The sequence below is a fragment of the Pantoea sp. MBLJ3 genome, assembly GCF_000816655.1.
GTDB lineage: Bacteria > Pseudomonadota > Gammaproteobacteria > Enterobacterales > Enterobacteriaceae > Pantoea > Pantoea eucalypti.
In genome coordinates, this window is sequence record NZ_JSUT01000012.1 from 20,572 (window position 1) to 40,059 (window position 19,488).

Here is a 19,488-nt window from a genome sequence, read left to right on the forward strand (position 1 = left end):
AAGTAAATGGCGCAAATAGATACAATTAAACAGAGATTTAATGCACTTTGCACATCTCCAGAGTTTATACAGGCATATAATGAGTTCAACGCAACTTCTGTTAAGCAGCTTAATCTTTCTCAACTGTTTTCAACGGGCACATTATTTCACCTTGTCAATATAAAGATGCCTAATGGCAATCAGCTCAATATTACAGATGCTTGGTATGATATCACTTATAATGGTTTAAATTATCTCGCAACTGGTGACTTTGTTGATATCTCAACAATTTCTGATGACAAAGAGATTAATAATGTCGGAATGACTGTTAAACTCGCCAATGTTAGAACAGATTATATTCAGCTTGTTCAGTCTAAGCAGTTTGATAAATCCGCCGTTAAGATTGAACTAGCATTCTGCAATCCGAACTCTGGTCAAATTGAACAGTCATTCAATGTCTTCTCGGGTACAGTTGATTCCCTGACTGTTAACCTGGAACTCAAAGATAATGAATCCACTAACACAACTGAAGCGAAGATGAACTCTATCTATGAAGTACTTGAAAAGAAAGCACGAAATCACGCTTCAGATGGTGTACACCGCTCATATCCAGGGAGTGAAAATGATGTATTTTTCTCAAGGATTGGTAAGTGGAACTCAGAGTCTATATGGAAGACTAAAAAATAATTATCAATTTTGTTCTTTATAATCAATTGTTTAACTTGTCATTTACTATGATAGGATTTATCTGATATAGTGAGATTTTCGAAAAAAGGAAAGGAAATCTTATGAACGTCTTCATCGATACCAATCTACTCTTAGACTTCTACCGTATGGGAAAGGACAAGTTAGATGAGCTAGAAAAAGTCTTTGCTCTGCACAGTAATCAACGTTTGATATTATGGCTCCCAGAGCAGATTATCAATGAGTTCTGGAGAAACAGAGCTAAAGTTGTTGCAGAGCATACTAAGGATATTGAGAAAGATTACAGACCGTCTCTTCCTCATATCTTTAGAGAACACGAAGAGTTGAAAAGTTTCAGCGAACATGTGAATGAAGCTAACAGAATTAAAAACACTATCCTTAAAGACGTTCAAGAACAATTTGCTACAGAAACATTAGCAGCTGACATTGTCATTAAAAAAATCTTTGCTGCTGCTTCAAAAATCACAGCTGATGAAGAAATGATCGAACGTGGTCAGCGTAGATATGACCTAGGCAATCCACCAGGAAAGAACAAATCATATGGTGATGCAGTCAACTGGGAATGTTTACTTAGCGCCATTCCTGATGGTGAAGACCTGTATATCATCACTGAAGACTCAGATTACAAGAGTGCATTCATTAAAGACTCGATGAATGAGTATATGAAGCATGAATGGAAGAGTAAGAAAAACTCTGAGCCTCATATGTATGCTCGATTGTCAGAGTTCATAAAAACTCACTTCCCTGAAGCAACTAATCTTGCCGAGATGGAAGTTAATCTGACAATCAAAGAACTTGAAGAATCACCTAACTTCGCGACTACACACCGTGTGATTGAAAAGTTGAATAACTTTAAAACGTTCAATCAGAATCAGATTATGAAGTTGATGAATATCTATTTTGATAATGATCAGGTTGGATATATCAGAAAGGATGCAGATATTAAAAGATTTGCAAACTTGATTATTAGTCAATGTGATAAAGAAAAAGATTCAGAGGGTTTAGCAGATTTCCTGCACAAGTATGTTAATGGGAAAATCGAAGATTTAGCATAATAAAAAGGGCTCAATTAGAGCCCTTTAATTTTTAGATGGCAGGAAATTATATTAGAAGTATTTTAAAGATTGGAATCGATTAGAAATCTTGGCATCTTTAACTAAAGTTACTTCAGAAGAAAGTAGCTATATTAAAGCCTGCCTTAAAAAGTAGAGGTGAATAAAACCAGTCTAAGTTATCAGTTTTGATAGCACACATATACCCGCCATAATCTCGCAATTATACACTTTATGTCCTATCCCTAAACCTGATTGAAGTTACCTTTTTATTGGCGCTTCTCACAACGAGCAATGATTGTTTCGGTCTTCTGAATACGAGAGCTAATAAGAAAACGACTAACACCAGATTCAGACTGTCCACGAAAGTAATAAGTGCGGTTAGCATCATATGCATCTGTCTTAAAGCTGAGGTTATCCAACTTAACATCTGAATTATAAAGAATAGGACTATAGAACCATCCCGCCTTTTGAGTTTTTACAGCAAACATATAGCCATTAAAATCTTTTACGTCTACTGATCTAGTGTCAACCATCTCAGAACCAGGTGATGATTGATAAGTAACTGTCTGTTCACAGGTGTAGTTAGTTGGATAGATATTGGCAACAATAGCCCAGATACCAAGAACAACTGATGCGCTGAACATGAGGCGGAATATTTTTTTACGAGTGTGTGATTTCATATTGAGTCCTTATAAGTTTTTTTGTGAGATTCTAAATTGAAAATTTTGAAGCGTACAATATTGGAAGTGATTTATTTCTATCGGCTTAGTAGCATAAAGTCACGTTGATGACAGCTTTGAAGCAGAAGTTTCACCAGAATTAATCTGAGATCTTCAGTTGAATTAATGATTGATAATTCATCCAATTCACCAGAGTGTCTCAGAATGCCTCTGGGAAACTCACAGTTACTTTGGGGCTTCCAGAATCACGAGATGTTTCGATGCCTCAGCGTTTAGTACACATGAGGAATTTTAAATTCAATGCAATTCAACCAGCGTGGAATAAATAGGAATATCAGGAATAATATTCCGCTACTATAAGTTATTAACAGGAATAAAAATTATGGCTAGAAAATCTTATATATCGATGGCTGAAATGGCTCGTCGATACGGTTACACATTGAATGCTATCAAAGGCTGGAAAGCAGAGGGATTACCATACTCTGACAATCCTAATGGAATTCCAGAAATTGAAGGAACTCACTGGATTATCGATAACAAAATTACTCCACTCCGAAATACTTCTGTAAAAGAAGAAATGGATCTCGAAAAATTACGGGAACAGAAAGCTAAAGCTGACTTGGCACAGTATGCTGCTCAAGAAAAATCGCGTGAGTTAATTCGTGCTGATCTAGTTCAACAAGTTCTCAACGAGTACTGCCAGAAATTTAAAGACTCAATCCGCCTTATTCCATCTCGTTATGCTGTGGATATTCTAGAATCAGCAGGTTCAGTGCAAGAAATAAAACAGAAATTAAGAGAGATCCTGAATGACAATCTGCATGAAATTGGAGATCTGTTAATAGAGGGTCTTGATATTCCCGAGGAAGAACTTCAGGCGGAGTCCGAAGACTCCAATGAATTGCCTGATTAACGAACTGATGAACTGAAAGTCTGTTTCTGTCTGTTGACTCTTACTGAAGTATCATAGAAACCGCCACAAATTCCCGCGGGCGCTGAAAGAATCTTTGAGGCTTCTCTTTCACAACTAGGACAACTTGCAGTCTGACTTTCAGAGTACTTCTTCAAAGCTTCAAATTCTCTTCCACATTGGCATTGATAATCAAACATTGGCATCGGAAGTCTCCTCATTTTTATTAATAAGCTCTTTAATTTTTTCATCTAAAGTAGGCACGATAAAAATCACAGACCTAATTCCTTCTTGTTAGTTTTTCAATTTTACGGTCAATCAGATATTTTAGGCAAACATAGTGTCTGATGTCTTTTTTCTGTAGTTTAACAATATCCATGAATTCTTGAGTGATTTTTTGTTGTCTAAAACTATCAGCAAATTCGTCAAAGTTATCTTTCTTTAAAAACTCTTCCATTGTCATTTCAACAAACTTACTCATCCTTAACTCCTAGAGTTTCATTGACAGCATCCAGAACAGCTAGGCGAGTTTCATATTCTTTACGACTAATTTTCTTTTGCGCAAATAGACTGTAAAGTGCGTTCATTGCTTCGTGGTAGCTCATTTGTTGCTCCTGTATTTTTCTTAGTTGTATTTATTACACGGGATTTTCAAGCCAGAAAGCAGATTACCTAGAAGCATTAGAGGCTGTAGAACTATCCATCCGACAACACCCATACAAAAGATAACTGAAGTAGCAAACCAAACGATAGAGAGAATTAGATGTTTAATAAAGTTCATTAGAGTTCCTGAGCCCGGAAAACCGGGCGGTGAGTTAGTTAAATTCAAAATTATCAAGTTCAACAAGATGGTGATTTTTCTTAGAGTTACGCTCAACACGAGAACTAATACCATTAAAGATTTCGTTCTTAACAGGTTTCAGACCAGCCAATTCATCGGAAAAAACTTGAACAACACTTTCAGCTTTAGCTTTAGCTTCTTCAGGAGTGTTAGATTTAGCAATTTCCAGAACAGCCTGACCAAGAGACTCATTGAGTGAGTTAACTTTAGAAAGTTTTTCAATCTGACGGTCTTTGATACGGATCACTTCCATTAAAGTCTGAATATCTTCTGCAACAACTTCCGAACCAGTTTCGTTATTAAAAAGCTCGGTTTTTGAATAGATGTTGTATACAACTCCCATTTTTCCTTCTTTGTCAGCAATAACCATTTCATATTTTTTGGTCGAGTATGAGCGGCCTTCACGCTGAACGACAGTAGCAATAGTCCATGAATCATTAACATGAACCATGAAGTTATTACCAGCTTCCAGTTTACCAGCAATATAAAAACCTTTACCTTGGTCTTCACATGACTTATTCAGGAAACGACGAAGAACAAAAGTTTCATCACCTGATTTAGAGCTACATTGTTTAACTAGCCCTTTCAAACTATCAGACTGGATTTTAATTTCTTGTTTAGTGACTTTGGTCGTACCTTGAACATGAAAAATAACAGCGTTTGGTTTATTTGATTTTGAGTTATTGTACAGGGTGATTCTCATGGTGATTTCCTTATTTGATTAAAGTAACAGTACGTCCTACAAGTTTGACCTTAACTCCGCAGGCATTACACCAACGACGAAAGGTAATAGCTGAACAACCGAATTTTTCATTTGCCCAATCATTTTGTTCTGCAACTGGAATAGAGAAAAATTCAAGTGCGTATTCTTCAATAGCTGACAGAGATGGTTTTTCGATAGCTTTCATTTTTGTTTCCTTTATTGAAAATAGTTTTATCAATCGATATAAAAATAATATCATAAAATTCTTAAAGCAAATTACTGCAGAACTTGATGACTCATTGTTTTGTTCTTGTATAATGATATTTATAATACGTTTCTGGAGACTTAATTAGATGGCGTAATGATGTTCTATTCACTTTTATTCACTATAAGAAAAGACTCATGGAGAATAACTATTCGAGGCATTTTTGCATTGCTTATAATACCTTCCCGAAGCTTTTTCCGAGTTTTTCGAATGAACAGTCACAATAGATGAATAAACATTTTTTCAGAAGAATTAATAAAGTGATTGAACAGTCACTTCGGATGATTGGATAGTCAGAGTTCATACTATAAAAGTCTCCCACATGACTAAGAGACTTTGAATTACAAACTCGCCTTTAAGGTTACTACACTCACACATGCAGTATAAAGAGCTCTCAACCAAAAGAACTCTTGAATTACACGCATTTCAATCTTCAACCTTTACAAAACTCAATCGTGGTAACCAGCCACATAGATATTTATAACACAGGATTTCTAATGCAAATTTGATAGTTATTCGATGATCCCATACACACAATTGAACCCGAAATAATACTCATTCGGATAAAAATAATACTCATTCGTTTCCAAAGTCTTTGGCACCAATGCTTCGGAGGTGTTTAATTAGATGTAAAGTCTTCGGTTGACACCTTCATTACCAAACAAGTTTGATATTCAGGTAGCCACCTCCTACAAGCTTCACAAGAAAGAATGTGAAACTCGCGGAGGCACGACGCGATAGCCTTTACGTATCGGAATATCAATAAACCACTTCGTGGTAATTAGAACGACTAGTAACAAAGACTATCCCTTCGCAGGCTCAGGGAGTTACACAACTTGTTAGTTCAAACTAGTAGCTTCTAGACCCAACCAGTAACAACCAGAGAGCTTCTAACCAGTAACTAATAGAACCAATCATCTTTCCTACTAGTAACTACCAGAGTTAACCAGAGAGATTCTAGAATCAACTAGTAACTACCTTCAACCATACAGTAACAACTAATATTCTGGCCCTTCGGGCCAGGTATCATTTTTATTACTTTAGTAATTCTATATCTCTATATAAGGGATAACTAATAACTTACTTGAAATCCTGTACTTATCCTTAAACCTTGTACCTATCATTCCTGCTTGTACCTAACAGCACCTCCATGCCCTTCTGATTCATTCTAGGCACCTTTCTGGCTCAAGTTGATTAACCCTATACCTTCTGTCCTGTTAGTCCTGTAGTGCATCTGGTGAGTTCTGGTGAGCTCATTTCTTCTTTGCTCGACGCTGAACAGTGTTGTCCCAGCTTCTCATATACTCTGTCAGCAAGTCGTTTTTACCTTGTAGCTGTGAGTAATAACATGGTGCCGGTAAAGTACTCCAGAACTCACTGATAGCTTCTGCAAACTCGTTGAACTGCTCAGGAGACACTTTTAGCTGATCGTATCGGCTATCAAACCATTTGTACTCATCAGACATGTAATGAGGGTAGTACTCAGGATGTTTAGCAACTAGTTCGTTATGGGCATCACCACTACCATGCTTGTAAACGTTTACGACTAATCGGCAAGTATCAATCATATCTGTGAAAGCTTTGTTTTTTAATTCTAATCCTACCCAATCAAGCAACCTTATCAGAGATGGAAACCCTAGGTTCCAAACCATCCCTTCGATATCCCGGTTAGCATTCCACGAGGATAGTTCCCGAATGGTCTTTTCACGTAGCTGCTTATCGAACTGATGAAACATGCCAGCTGTTAAGGCTAGCGTTACTGTGTTGTACATCTCATGAACAGCAAGGTAGTGAGACACGCCTTCCTGATAGGCATCTTCATAGGCATCTCCTTCATCATCCCAATCAGGATTGAAGTGCTTACCAAGATATTCTAGCCGCTGCTTTTCTACGAATTCAGCTTCTTTATCAATGTCATTGAACTGACTTAATAATCTCTCGTTTGCCTGCTTTACATAAAATTTGTGAGGTTCAATAACCACATCAAAATCTAACTTGTCGAAATAAAACGTGGTTGTATCTTTTTGCATACACTCCTCCTTTTTTTACAGAATACATCAAATCACATGTTTAAGACAATAAACCTCAAAAGCAATGAATTAAGCACCCATTAGTATGAATGCAAAATGAAATAAAAAGCTGCACTGGCCCCCTGCTATCACAAATCCTATAAAGCGGAATTCCTGCGTAATAAATATTTGTATACAAACAATCGCAGGAATTCTAATGAACTCAAATAACATCACACTTGAAATCGCTAATCTGTTTGAAATTAACCCGGAGTTTTCTTCTGGTCTTGCATGGAAGAATCCAAGCAATCACGTTAAAGGCCATCGCAAAGAAGGTCTTAAAAATATGGCTGGTAGTTTTAATAACAAAACTGGTTATTGGCAAGTACGTATACCCGGCAAATTTAATGGTAAAAACTTATTCGTCTATACGCATCGCCTAATCTGGATGATTCAAAATCAGAAAGTGATTCCAGAAGGATATGTTGTAGACCATATTAGAACTCGCGAAAACAAACCTAAGAATCTTCGCCTAGCGACAAAAATTGAGAATGCTGCTAACTCTCGTCGCACTATCAATCGTCAATCAGGTCTTCCTCGCCGTATCAATAAGAACTCAGCCGGTTATTTTGCTCGTTTCCGTTATGCCAAAGAAACTTATCGTTCTCCAACTGGAACTTTGGAAGAAGCTCAAGAGTGGTTAGAAAAAACCTTGAAGCAGATGCATGGTGAGTTTTTTTCAGAACTTTAATTAATGGGGCTTAAGCCCCCTTTGGTGTTATATGAACGACTTAAAAAAGATAAACGCTATTTTCAAACAAGCATACAGATTCATTATTCCACCTCCTGAATATACTCCCTCTGAGTGGGTTGAAGAAAATTTAGTTTGGCCTGATGGTCCTTATGCTGGTCAGAAGATGACTCTGTTTGAATTTCAGAAAGAAATGATTGATGCCTTAAAAGGTAAGAAAAAGAAAATTGTATTTGAAACATCCGCGCAGATAGGAAAAACATCGATACTCAATGGAATCCTGTTCTACAAATCTGCTACTGACCCAGGTAATGCAGGTGTACTCCAGTCAACAGGTAAAGAAACAGCACAGTGGTTAGCAGGAAAAATTAGACCACTTATCGACTCATCACCAGAGATGCAGGCGATTGTTACGGATAAGAACGACCGAAACGCAGTCAATAACAACTCTCAGATTCAGTTAAAATCAGGCGGTTTCTGGTATTTCATGTCTCTGAACTCACCTAGTCATCTTCGTGGTAAAACATTGCCTCTTCTTCTGCTTGATGAGGTTGATGCTGTTGAATCAGATACTGAGGAAGGTAACCCAATCCTTATAGCTGAGCAACGTGCAACAACCTTTGGTGAAGATGCCCGTATCTTCATTAGTTCTACACCAACTGGAAAATACGGTGCTATCCATACTCAGTACGAGGCATCAGACAAGCGTAAGTATCATGTACCTTGCCCTGCATGTGGTCACTACCATGAACTGGTCTGGGACAATGTTAAGTTCGACAAGATTCAGCAGGAAGGCAAGTGGCTACCTAATCCTGACTCTGCTTACATCGAATGCCCTGAGTGCAAGCATCGGTTCTCAGATGGTGATAGAGCAAGAGCAGTTAAGAAAGGGAAATGGGTTCAGCTAAACCCTCAGTCGGATGTTGCTGGTTTCCATATCTCAAGGCTCTATAGCCCACTTAGTTCTATTCGTTCTGTTGTAGAAGACTATAAAACCGCCTTTCAGAGTTTCAGCCTAAGTACTTTCTACAATACAGTTCTTGGTTTGCCATTCGATGACCTGAATGAAGAAATTGAACAATCTAAATTTGTTAAACTTCAGACAGATATCAGCATTAAGAACATCCCTGAAGACACATTGTTCTTAACTGCTGGCGTTGACCAACAGAAAGACCGCTTAGAAGTAACACTTCTTGGTCATACCGAAAAGTCCGTGTACATCCTTGATCATCGTTCGCTGATGACAATGAATGCTGAAGTTATTGAGTCACCTGTCTATAGAGAGATGTTGGCATTCCTGAAAACAAGATTCTCAACTCCTACTGATCGTGTAGTGCCAATGGCATGGGCTAACATCGACTCCGGTAACGGCATGGCTACGAAAACGATCTACCGATTCTGCTCTCAATGGGCGAATCTTCATGCGATTAAAGGTTCATCACAGTTCGATGCTCCCTATGTACCAACTAAACTAAGCCGCGTATCAGGTTATGAACTCTATAACATCGGTGTTAACTCAGGTAAAACTTTAGTTCGTACAATGCTTAATCAGAATATTAAAGACGGCATCCATGTTCCAGTAAGAGTTGAAATTACTGAGAACGGTATTCCTGATGATTATTTTGAACAGCTAATGTCTGAAGAACTTAAACGCTCAGGTAATGGTACTCGCTGGGTAATCAAACAAGGTGGTGTTCGAAATGAAGCCCTAGACTGTCTGAACTATGGATATTGTGCTCGTCTTCAAGTAATCGAAAAAATCAAATGGCATGAATGGCGCAAGCTGATGGCTAAACAACTCATTAAGGATGAGCCAGAATCAATCCAGGAAGACGCAGAAGAACAGCTAATAGTTATATCATCTGAAGTCCAAGAGGCTCACAGAGTGAATCCTGTGCGTCCTAAAGCGCGAAGACCACAAAGACCACCTCAAAAAAGAGGCTGGTTGTAACGAGTAATAAATAAGGTTATACCCAATAAAATGAGGTCCATATGGATAAGCAGATTTTTATTGGGGAGACCTTACTTGTTCAAAATGAGCAAGGTGCATCGGTTACTCTGGCAAATCGTCAGACTGAACTTTATAAAAACCCATCAGCTCCGTCGAATGTTGAAATTCCAACTTCTGAATTTTCAGAAGGCATTTACTCACTGGTGATTTTTTTAGGCGGTGCCTTTGTATCAACTCAGCTTGTTAAGATCGTCTCTCCAATCGCCGCAAAAAGTAATAAAGAACAGATCATTGAACAGATCAGGAATATAGATTCAGTTATTTCTTATCGCCTGACCAACAATGAAGATGCCATTCAGCAGATGTCCATTAATGGCAAGTCATTTGTTTATGAAACTCTAGATTCATTAATGGCTGCTCGTAAAAAACTTCTATCTGCACTAAGTGCTGTTGTTCAAGCTGAAGATGCACGTAATGGTAAAGGTCCAATTAAAACAATTAAATTTAGATTTCGAGGTCCAACATCATGAATTTTAATTTCTTGAAAAGAGCTAAAGCTGAGCCAGTTGCTCCAGCTAAAAAACGCTCTAAGCCTCGTGCTCGTCGTTCAAAATCTTTAGACAATCTTTCATTAGGGGAAGGCTTCGAAACAAAAGTAATCCGTGGCGCAGCAGGTGGTTCAGATATCAATCGATTGACTGCCGATTTTCAGGAGTCAGTAATCCAAGGTAATGTGAATATCTTTATTAGGTCTCACTTACAGAATCTTCAGCGTAATTCTCGTACTTTAGCTGTTCGTACACCACATGGTAAACGAGCTGCACAGTATCAGTCAGATAACATTGTTGGTACTGATGGTATCTGTCCACAACCTCGTCTGTTAGATTCTAATGGTCGTCCTAATATCGCTCTGAATAAGAAAATTAAAGAATCATTCGAAGACTGGGCATGGCGTAGTCGCAAGTTCTCACTGAATCGAAAATTCTCTTGGCGTGAGTTTCAAGAAGTTCTTGAGCGTGGTCGTTTCATTGATGGTGAATCACTGGTTCGTATTCATGATCGCACTGATGGTATTCGTGTTGAAGTTCTCGATGCAACCCGTATTGACATCAATCACCAGTTCCAAAATGAAGAAACTTTCTGTTATATGGGTATCGAGTACTCTAATGACACAATGGAGCCTGTTCGTTATTGGATTCGTAAAATTGACCCGTTGACTCAGAATTTTAATGGTCTGACAGAGGGTGTCGATGCTGATGATATTATCCATTATTACCGTGAATATTTTATTGGTCAGCAACGCGGAATACCTGAATCCTCAGCAATTATCAATACTCTTATCCAATATGATGGTTTTACCAACTATACATTGGTACAGAAAAAGGCTGCCGCTTCATCAATGGGCTTTATTACTCAAGATAAAGACTCACAAGAACAGATTGATATCATGGCAATGGAATCTGAAGATGAAATTCCACAAGACGTTGTACAGACTCTTGAAGCCGGTATTATTCAGCAACTCCCGCCAGGCATGGACATCAAACAGTTCACTTCAACTCAAGGGGGCGATGACTATTATAACTTTACTAATCGTCTTGAAGAGCAAATCTCAATGGGTTATGGCTTCTTCATGCAAGGTTATCGAGGTGATACTTCTAACATCAACTACAGTTCTGCTCGCTTTGGTGACCAAGCTCAACGAGTGATGTTTAAGAATATTCAGCGAACCATGCAAGAAAAAGTTCTTGAACGTTTGTTTGAACGTTGGTTACAGAATGCAATTCTTAGTGGTGAAATTGATATTCCAATGACGGCAATTGGTTCTGTTTTACGCAATACGCAGTGGTCATATCCTAAGTGGGACTCAATTGATCCTAAGAAAGATACTGAAACTGAGATTCTTAAAATCGACAACGGTCTTAAACCTCGTTCCGACACCATTCTGGAGTTCGGACAAGAACCTGAAACTGTATTCGCTCAGATTCAATCTGAGAAAGATTTCTATGTCCCTAAAATGGCGCATCAACTCGAAGTTGCTAAAGCCCCTGCTGAAGCATCTGCCACAGCTAACGAAAATGCGTAATAAATATAGGTATATAAGAAAACATTGAGGAACTTCGGTTCCTCTTTTAAAGGAAAATAACAATGCTTCAAAATTCTACTGAATCAGATCAATTAATTGTTCTCAAATCTAGACTGTTCGATGCGCTTGAAGACTCTGAAAGATATAAAAAACTGGCAGAACAATATTCAATTGCGCTCGCCCAAGTTGCCGAAAACTTTGGTATTCGAGGCGAACAGATTCAATTAACAGAAATTGTTGCTGCTTCGGAGAAATTCAAGCAAGACGAATAAGGTACTGCAATGCTTAAACTAAAGCGTGATTTTTCCGTGCAGGACGTTCAAGTATCTAAAGACGGTGTATATGAAATCGCCTTTAGTTCTGAAACTCCTGTTCAACGTCAGATTATTGATAATTACGGACAACCAATTACGGTCAATGAAATTCTTGTTCATGACAGCGCCGATAATGCTGATCTAACTCGAATTAATAACGGTGCAGCTTTGCTGTTCAATCATGATTTTGACCAACACTTGGGGATTGTTGTTAAAGACTCTGTGCGTATTGACCCTGACAAAGTTGGTCGAGCTAAAGTTAAATTCAGCCAGTTTGGTCAACTTGCTCAAGATGTTCGTGGGAAAGTTGACGAAGGTACAATTTCAAAGATTAGTTTTGGATATGACCTAGTTGAATATGAACTTCAAGGTAATGACTTGCTTGTTACCAAATGGGCTCCTTATGAAATCTCATGGGTTACTGTTCCTGCGGACGATAAAGTTGGCTTGGGACGCTTATTAAATATAACTGAAGATGCAGCTAAAACTGCCACCCCTAATTTAAACTCCGAAGGAAAAAACATGAAACGTGAATTAACCGTTGCTCAAGTTGAAGCGATGTCTCCTGAAGCACTGTCTGATATGACAATTGAAGAAATTGAAGAATTGCCATTAGATGCTCGTAAACGTCGTGATGAAATTCTTGCTCAAGTAAAGGATGACGCTATCAAAGCTGAACTTGCAGATGATGAAGAAAATAAAGATCTAGATGACGCTGAAGGTAAATCTGCTGCCGCTGCTGAAGAAGCCGCAAAAGTTCAGAAGCTAGAAGAAGAAAAACGCGAAGCTGAAATCGAAGAAATCGAAGAAATCGGTGAACGCTATAAAGTTCCACGCGGTGATATCCGCAAAGCAATCGCTAAAGGTGTTTCCGTAGCTGATTTCAAACGTTCTATTAAACCTAATTCAATTACTAAGGCCCCAGCGGTGGTACGTACAATGACTAAAGATAACAAACAAAATCTCGAAAGCCAGTTCAACTTCGGTGAAGCACTGCGCTCTGTAATGGCTGACAAACCTCTGAAAGGTGCTGCTGCTGAATATACCCAGGAAATGACTCGTAAGCGTCTGAATGCTGGTCGTACTTCTAACGGTCGTATGTATCTGCCAGTAAGTGCGTTAGCTAAGGGTTCACGTGCTATCAACTCAGTTCCAACCGTAGCTCCAATCCAACAGGAAGTTGTTGATTACGGCTCATTCGTTGAAATGCTGCTGAAGCCGACTGTTCTTGGTCAACTGGGTGTTAACTTCCAGACTGGTCTGACTCAGCCATACACTCAGCCAAAATGGACCAAATCCTCTGTTGATGCTTTCGGCTTCGTTGCTGAGAACGGTGAATCTCCAGAAGGTGAATCTGCTTTCGAGAACATCCAGTTCATGCCTAAGACTTTCACTGGTGGTAACCCACTGACCCGTCAGGCTCTGGAAACTACTCCTAATCTGGAAGCTTACATCTCTGATCACATCATCAAACACAGCCGTGCAAAAATTCAGGCTCTGATGTTTGGTTCAGAAACCGGTAATGCAAACACCCCTGCATCTATCATCTCTCAGCTGGCTGCTAAATCTCTGGGTATGACCTACAAAGAGTTCGTTGTTGCTGCTGCTGAAGCTGAAGGTAATGGTGTTGAAATGGCCCGCTTCAAGTATCTGGTTGCTTCTGCACTTGGTGGTGAACTTCGTTCTACTCTGCGTGATGCTGCTGTTGCTGGTTATGTAATCGACGATGCAGGTAAGATCGGTGGTTATGATGTTATCACTTCAGGTCTGGTAACTCCGGGTTCTGCAATCGCTGGTGACTTCTCTGCAATTACTGTTGCTGAATGGGACGGCCTGGCTCTTGATCTTGACGACACTACTTACCGTAACCGTGGCGCTATCGTTCCTCGTGTTTGGTGCGATATCGATTGGAAAGTCACAGCTGATGACCGTCTGTTCCTGTACAACAAGGCAACCGCTGCGGGAAAGTAATGATTAACCCTCTGGCGTTAGTTGTTCAATAAAAGAAAGGGAGCCCTAGTGGTTCCCTTTTTTAGTATTAGAGGGTTTTAAATAGAACATAAGGAGAAACTATGTTTGAATTCAGCCAAAAGCAACGTCTAAATTTCTTAATGAGGTTTGGACTAAAAACTAAAGTCAATGCAAAAGAAGTTTTTGTAATCCCTGAACGAACGACTAATTCTGACAATGGACAGGTAACTGAAGAACTTTATGTTACTGCTAATTCAGATGATGTTAAGCAGGGGTATATCATTGAACTAGATGGCGAGACTTACAAAATTGCTTATATCAATAATGATAACTCAGGGCTAGTTAATTGTTATCTGTCTATTACTTCGAAAGAACAGATTTTTGAACCTGAAGAATTCCAAGGAATTGAGTTACCAAAACTGAAAAGAAAGGTTTCAAAGTATGAGTAATATACTTCCACGCGTTCTAATTAAAAGAGCATTCGCTGATATTCTTGTTGAAGAACTTAATGCTAACTTAATTGAAGAGCCATTTACTACAGGTGTTTTAGAAGAGGTCCAAATAATGATGCCAGAAATGACCGAGGAATATACCCGGTTAAGCCTGAACTCTTCAAAACTAGTAGCTAATTTGAGCATCACCTTTGACATTTTCTCAAAACTGAATGAATCGGGTGTTCATCAGTTGATATATCAGATCATGAAAATCCCAGCTTCCCACCCAAAGCTGTCAAAGTTCAAACTAACTGAAATTTATCCTTCCAACTCATTTACTAATTATGGCTTATCAGCTTCAGACGGTCATGTGGAAGGTCAGGTAGTACTTACAATGAAATATCTTTTCTAAGGAATTAAAATGGCCGGACAAACTAAGGACATTTTCTCAGGTGCTTACGTAACAGTATCCCTGAATGAAGACACATCAAATGCTGTTCCAGCTTATTTTGATGCAGGCTATATCACTACCGAATTTTTGGGCTCATTCCCGGCCATTGGAATTTCTCAGGCAATTCAAAAATATGATGATTACCGAGATGATTCAACTTCAAAACTAGCTGGTGATATTACTATCGATCAGACGCAACTTGTGATGCTTGAAGTTCAAGATGATAAGTTTCAGTATGAGCTTGATCAAGCGCTACATAATAAGAAACTCCTTCGTTTCCGAACACTGTATGCAATGGATGTAGATCCTACTTCAGACATTGCTAAAAACGGTGTCTATGCCATCTATGATGCTTATGTAAAAAAGGTAGAGCGTTCAGGTTCAGCTAACACTGTTGTTACTCGTACCTATACATTAGAGCCAGAAGGTCAGTTATTCACAGGCTATGTTCGTGTAGGTGAGCAGCTTCGTCAGGGTGATTTTGGTGTAGGCGCAGGTACTGAAGACATTCCCGGCCCATCAGATGTTGATAGCTTCCAAGGTAATCGTTTGGTAACTGTAGATGGCTCTCTCAGCTCTAACCCATTTAGCTCTGATACTTCTGAGATTGTGCTTCAGCATCCATCTGGTGTTGGCTGGAACATGATTGCTACGTCAACTGGCGCACCTATGCTTCGTATCAGTAACAGGGTACTACAAGGTGCTGATAATGTAGTTCGTTCACCGTGGATAAAGGTGTTCACTGAGTCAGAAAAACCTACAGCGGCTGAAGTTGATGCAGTATCAGCCACTAAAGGGGGTGAATTCTTAGCTCCAGTTAAATTCAATCTTATAGAAGTTAATAAAAAAGGCGCACGAACTGCACTGATTGATAATGATGGAAATTCAGTATTCGCATCTGTCACTACACTAACAGGTAAGATTGATTCTCTAACGACTAAAACTGCGAATATTGGTTCTGTTACTTCGGCATCAATTGATGCGCAGGCTGCAAAAATCATCACTATTTCAGGTAATACCGCAACTTATATTAATGGGAATATTGATAACTTAGTAACTAAGACTATTGAATCTTCTGAAAATATCAGTTCAGCAAAGCGTATTACAGGTCAAGAAGTCTACGATGGTACTGTTCGAGTATATTCAAAGAATAATCAGCCTAATTCAGATGATGTTGGTGCACTTTCTTTGACTGGTGGCAAAGTATCAGGTTCTGTTGAAATTACTGGATCATCTAAGCTTCAGGCAGTCACCGCCACCACAGTCACCGGCAGCGGTAATATCTCGGGAAGCCAGATACTTGAAGGCTCTGTTCGTGTCTATAGCCCAAATAACAAGCCAACTCCAAGTGTTCTAGGGGCAGTCAATAAAGCTGGCGATACGATGACTGGTGATCTAACTGTTCCTAATATCAGTACATCTAGTCTTGTTGTTACTTCTCAAGACCCATCACTTTTTAGCATAGTTAATATTAGTGGAACTCAGCATACACCGTTAATGATCCAAAGGACTGGTGCTAATGCAACTTCAAATCTGAGCATTGGGTACAAGCTTGGTGAAACAACTTATTTCTTTGGTCTTGATAATAATGCCAGCTTAAGTTATGGCAAAAACTCAAATCAAGCGTTGAATGCTAAAGTTTATACACAAGACTTCAAGCCAACATCAGCCGATGTTGGCGCTATTCCTGAAAATGCATCAATTGACTTTGGAACTTTTTAAGGCCTTCGGGCCTTAATAAATACGACATAACTTATTAAGGAATAAATTATGTCTTCATTGAAAGAGTTAAAATTTAAAAGGACATCGGTTGCCGGTCGAATCCCTACAACAAGTGTGATTCAGGAAGGTGAAATCGCCATCAATATGGCAGATAAGCGCATCTACACTAATAATGGTTCAGAAGTAATTGAGATCGGCGGTATTAATGGTTCAGTAACTGGTAACATTGATGTTGAAGGTACTATTAAAGCGGGAGGTATTAGTCTAAAAAATCCGCTTGCAGTTGAGTTTGGTGGCACTGGTTCAAAAACGGAGCAAGGAGCCCGCGACAATCTTGGGGTATACAGCAAAACTGAAACTGATACCAATTTCGTTAAGAAAACTCTAACAGTTAATAATCATCCACTGAATGAAAATCTGATGTTAACTAGCACAGATACTGGAAGTTTGGCCATTGCTAACAATCTATCAGACGTTAAAGATGTTATTAAATCCCGCCAGAATATTAAGGCAGCAGAGTCAGGTGATAACTACGATCTAAAATCGATTAATGGCCTTACTACTGCTCTTTCTGTCTCTCAAGGTGGTACAGGCGCTAAAACTAAAGAAGGTGCCTTAACTAATTTAGGAGCCCTTCCACTGACTGGCGGCACAGTAACAGGTGAAATTATTAGCACATCAGGTGGCGGAAATAACTTCCGTATGTCAGGAACTAAATCAGTATTCCAAAGATTTGATGGAAATGGCTGGTATTTCATGATTTCTGATTCAGCTACTGGAACTTATAACAATCTAAGACCATTAACTATTGGTGCTAGTGATGGTAAAGTTTCAATGAATCACAACGTTTATGTTGGTGCTGGACTCGGTGTATCCGGTGGACAGACAATTTCAACAGGAAATTTAACAGTTTCTGCTGGTTCTATTACTTCTTCCGGCTCTATTACTTCTTCAGGGACTGTTTTAAGTAACGATGTTATTACTAAGACCGTTAGAATAATTAACTCTGCTAATAACTCTGAAATGAACTTCACCAACAATGCTAATGGATATATCCAAATTAACCGTGCTAACATTTCATATCTCGATGGCGGCGGTCTTCCATTAATTAATATGGGTCCTGTTCATGTAGCCACAGTTTCCGGCGCATTACACAATAGACAGGGTACTCATATCTCATGGAATGAATCTGGCGACGGTAGAGGCTCTATTGTAGTAAACCGAGGACAGGGTACTGGTGGGTTTAACTTCAGATTTGTTGATTCTGGAAACACAGCAGAAACTGGCTCAGTTAGAATGGACGGTGGTGGTACATTAAGAGCTACAGGAGATATTATTGCCGGAAATCGTGTTTACACATATGGCGGCAATTCATTCCTTGCGTATGATGGTAACGTATACGGGGCGGTATTCGGTAATGATTATCTTACCAACTGGGTAAACAATAACTATTATCCTCGCGGCTCTGGTGATGGTGCATATAACCGTGCCAATGACGCATGGAATAAGGCTAATGACGCTCAGGTAAACCGTTGCCAATGGGTTCGTACAGGTTCTCAGTATAATGCAGGTAACTTGGGTGATGCAGGCGGACAAAGAACAGTACCAGCAGGCTGGCTTGTTGTAGGACTAAACAGCGCAGGCGGTCAACAAAATAACTCTATACAGATTATTGCTGGAAGAATCCAGGTATTCTTTCCAAGCGGAAGCGGTTGGGTTGATAGCGCATATTAAGGAATTTATATGAAAATCATTAAAAAAATGACAGGAATTAAGTGGATTGGAAATGTCGATGGTGGAGCTTATTACAACGATGATAAAGGAAACGATTGGTATCAATTCAGAAATTCTTTAGCAGAAGATAAACCTATAATTGTTGTATTACGAAGCACTAGAGACATTATAATGTTCTGGAAAGGTGACCCTACATTTGTAGGGCTACTTAATGAAGAACTCGATGTGTATCAATTAGATTATTTTTTAGTTGATACTCAAGAAGAATTTCTATCCAGAAAATTTAAATTTAGTGAAGACGGCGTTGTTACTGAAACAACAGTCAAACCACCTCAGAGAACAAAAGAGGATATTATGTCAGACCTCATTAAACTTCAAGAGGAATTAAAAATCATGATGTAATTTTGGAATATAAATACACTTGTATATTAATCCTTAAGGAACAAAAAATGGCAGATTACGATGTTTTTGCTGGCTCATACGTCAGCGTCTTTTACAATTCAGATATCACTAATGAAGATATTGACTCAGTTAAGTTTCAAGAAGTTCCTGAAGCCGCAGCATTCCCAACTTCAGGTATCGAGCGCGAGGTAATTAACGTTCCTAACTTTACCCATAAGTTTGGACGTAAACTCGTTGGTCGTGCTTCAGTACCTTCAATTGACATTTCTGTAAACTATATTCCGGGCTCAATTCATGACAGCCTTAAACAGCTTGCAGAATCTGGAAAACGTGGTCAGTTCAAACTCGTCTATTGGTTTGATGCAGATAAATCAGCAGGTGTTGGTATCGTCTATAACGGCTTCTTGAGTAAGGCTAATATTACTGGCGGTGAAACTGATTCAGTTAAACTTGAAATGACTTTGGAAGTTGATAAAGGACCAGTCGTTGAAAAATTGGTTGTTGCTACACCTAGCGCATAATCTATTT

At 39.0% G+C, this 19,488-nt stretch carries 22 protein-coding genes; 15 read left to right on the forward strand and 7 right to left on the reverse strand.

The annotated features are described in order from the left end of the window. The first annotated feature begins 6 nt into the window (after nucleotides 1–6). Together NP77_RS16515 and NP77_RS16520 are read left to right on the forward strand one after the other, a co-directional pair. Nucleotides 7–666 (forward strand): DUF2163 domain-containing protein, encoded by a 660-nt coding sequence (locus NP77_RS16515; protein WP_072040368.1) that lies wholly within the window; start codon nucleotides 7–9, stop codon nucleotides 664–666. A 101-nt stretch (nucleotides 667–767) separates the two neighbouring features. Further along, on the forward strand, nucleotides 768–1,739 hold the full coding sequence (locus NP77_RS16520; RefSeq protein WP_039660882.1) for a PIN domain-containing protein: 972 nt from the start codon (nucleotides 768–770) through the stop codon (nucleotides 1,737–1,739). Between the two features lie 266 nt (nucleotides 1,740–2,005). Here NP77_RS16520 and NP77_RS16525 read toward each other — a convergent pair whose 3' ends face one another. Next, nucleotides 2,006–2,419 (reverse strand): hypothetical protein, encoded by a 414-nt coding sequence (locus NP77_RS16525; protein WP_039660884.1) that lies wholly within the window; start codon nucleotides 2,417–2,419, stop codon nucleotides 2,006–2,008. Nucleotides 2,420–2,801: 382 nt separating this feature from the next. Between NP77_RS16525 and NP77_RS16530 the strand changes: the two genes are divergently transcribed. Next, a complete protein-coding gene (locus NP77_RS16530; RefSeq protein ID WP_052250651.1) occupies nucleotides 2,802–3,332 on the forward strand; it encodes a hypothetical protein in 531 nt (176 codons plus the stop codon). On the opposite strand, the gene NP77_RS23070 is transcribed toward NP77_RS16530, so the two are convergent. The 6 genes from NP77_RS23070 to NP77_RS16550 form a co-directional block, all read right to left on the reverse strand. Beyond that, entirely contained in the window at nucleotides 3,329–3,580 is a 252-nt protein-coding gene (locus NP77_RS23070) for an FmdB family zinc ribbon protein (protein ID WP_039660888.1), read from the reverse strand. The genes NP77_RS16530 and NP77_RS23070 overlap by 4 nt on opposite strands. A gap of 29 nt (nucleotides 3,581–3,609) precedes the next feature. Beyond that, nucleotides 3,610–3,810: a hypothetical protein gene (locus NP77_RS16540; protein WP_039660889.1), complete on the reverse strand. Its 201-nt coding sequence runs from the start codon at nucleotides 3,808–3,810 to the stop codon at nucleotides 3,610–3,612. Further along, complete coding sequence (locus tag NP77_RS23970) at nucleotides 3,803–3,934, reverse strand: hypothetical protein (protein ID WP_255351911.1); 132 nt, start codon at nucleotides 3,932–3,934, stop codon at nucleotides 3,803–3,805. The genes NP77_RS16540 and NP77_RS23970 overlap by 8 nt, the downstream gene beginning before the upstream one ends. 210 nt (nucleotides 3,935–4,144) lie before the next feature. Next, entirely contained in the window at nucleotides 4,145–4,873 is a 729-nt protein-coding gene (locus NP77_RS16545) for a hypothetical protein (RefSeq protein ID WP_039660891.1), read from the reverse strand. Between the two features lie 10 nt (nucleotides 4,874–4,883). After that, complete coding sequence (locus NP77_RS23490; RefSeq protein WP_156137300.1) at nucleotides 4,884–5,078, reverse strand: hypothetical protein; 195 nt, start codon at nucleotides 5,076–5,078, stop codon at nucleotides 4,884–4,886. Nucleotides 5,079–6,391: 1,313 nt separating this feature from the next. Beyond that, nucleotides 6,392–7,168 (reverse strand): hypothetical protein, encoded by a 777-nt coding sequence (locus NP77_RS16550; RefSeq protein WP_052250652.1) that lies wholly within the window; start codon nucleotides 7,166–7,168, stop codon nucleotides 6,392–6,394. Between the two features lie 196 nt (nucleotides 7,169–7,364). On the opposite strand from NP77_RS16550, the gene NP77_RS22615 reads away from it, so the two are divergent. The 12 genes from NP77_RS22615 to NP77_RS16610 all read left to right on the forward strand — a co-directional run bounded on the left by NP77_RS22615 (nucleotide 7,365) and on the right by NP77_RS16610 (nucleotide 19,481). After that, complete coding sequence (locus tag NP77_RS22615; protein ID WP_052250653.1) at nucleotides 7,365–7,898, forward strand: HNH endonuclease; 534 nt, start codon at nucleotides 7,365–7,367, stop codon at nucleotides 7,896–7,898. A gap of 31 nt (nucleotides 7,899–7,929) precedes the next feature. Beyond that, nucleotides 7,930–9,849 carry a terminase gpA endonuclease subunit gene (locus tag NP77_RS16560; protein WP_039660892.1) on the forward strand — a complete coding sequence of 640 codons (1,920 nt, stop codon included), beginning with the start codon at nucleotides 7,930–7,932 and terminating at the stop codon, nucleotides 9,847–9,849. Nucleotides 9,850–9,890: 41 nt separating this feature from the next. After that, complete coding sequence (locus NP77_RS16565; RefSeq protein ID WP_039660894.1) at nucleotides 9,891–10,379, forward strand: hypothetical protein; 489 nt, start codon at nucleotides 9,891–9,893, stop codon at nucleotides 10,377–10,379. Further along, nucleotides 10,376–11,932, forward strand: coding sequence for a phage portal protein (locus NP77_RS16570; RefSeq protein ID WP_082040852.1), 1,557 nt, complete (start codon nucleotides 10,376–10,378; stop codon nucleotides 11,930–11,932). Before NP77_RS16565 ends, NP77_RS16570 begins: the two co-directional genes overlap by 4 nt. A 62-nt stretch (nucleotides 11,933–11,994) precedes the next feature. Next, nucleotides 11,995–12,204, forward strand: a complete 210-nt coding sequence (locus NP77_RS16575) for a hypothetical protein (protein WP_039660896.1) — start codon at nucleotides 11,995–11,997, stop codon at nucleotides 12,202–12,204. 9 nt (nucleotides 12,205–12,213) lie between these two features. Then, complete coding sequence (locus NP77_RS16580; protein ID WP_039660897.1) at nucleotides 12,214–14,217, forward strand: phage major capsid protein; 2,004 nt, start codon at nucleotides 12,214–12,216, stop codon at nucleotides 14,215–14,217. 101 nt (nucleotides 14,218–14,318) lie between these two features. Then, nucleotides 14,319–14,666: a hypothetical protein gene (locus NP77_RS16585; protein WP_039660899.1), complete on the forward strand. Its 348-nt coding sequence runs from the start codon at nucleotides 14,319–14,321 to the stop codon at nucleotides 14,664–14,666. After that, nucleotides 14,659–15,063, forward strand: a complete 405-nt coding sequence (locus NP77_RS16590; RefSeq protein ID WP_039660901.1) for a hypothetical protein — start codon at nucleotides 14,659–14,661, stop codon at nucleotides 15,061–15,063. The genes NP77_RS16585 and NP77_RS16590 overlap by 8 nt, the downstream gene beginning before the upstream one ends. Nucleotides 15,064–15,072: 9 nt before the next feature. Further along, entirely contained in the window at nucleotides 15,073–16,824 is a 1,752-nt protein-coding gene (locus NP77_RS22620) for a hypothetical protein (RefSeq protein ID WP_052250654.1), read from the forward strand. 48 nt (nucleotides 16,825–16,872) lie between these two features. Beyond that, nucleotides 16,873–18,558: a hypothetical protein gene (locus tag NP77_RS16600; RefSeq protein ID WP_039660903.1), complete on the forward strand. Its 1,686-nt coding sequence runs from the start codon at nucleotides 16,873–16,875 to the stop codon at nucleotides 18,556–18,558. Nucleotides 18,559–18,567: 9 nt separating this feature from the next. Then, nucleotides 18,568–18,960, forward strand: a complete 393-nt coding sequence (locus NP77_RS16605; RefSeq protein WP_052250655.1) for a hypothetical protein — start codon at nucleotides 18,568–18,570, stop codon at nucleotides 18,958–18,960. A 47-nt stretch (nucleotides 18,961–19,007) separates the two neighbouring features. Further along, nucleotides 19,008–19,481, forward strand: coding sequence for a hypothetical protein (locus tag NP77_RS16610; RefSeq protein ID WP_039660904.1), 474 nt, complete (start codon nucleotides 19,008–19,010; stop codon nucleotides 19,479–19,481). Nucleotides 19,482–19,488: the final 7 nt, after the last annotated feature.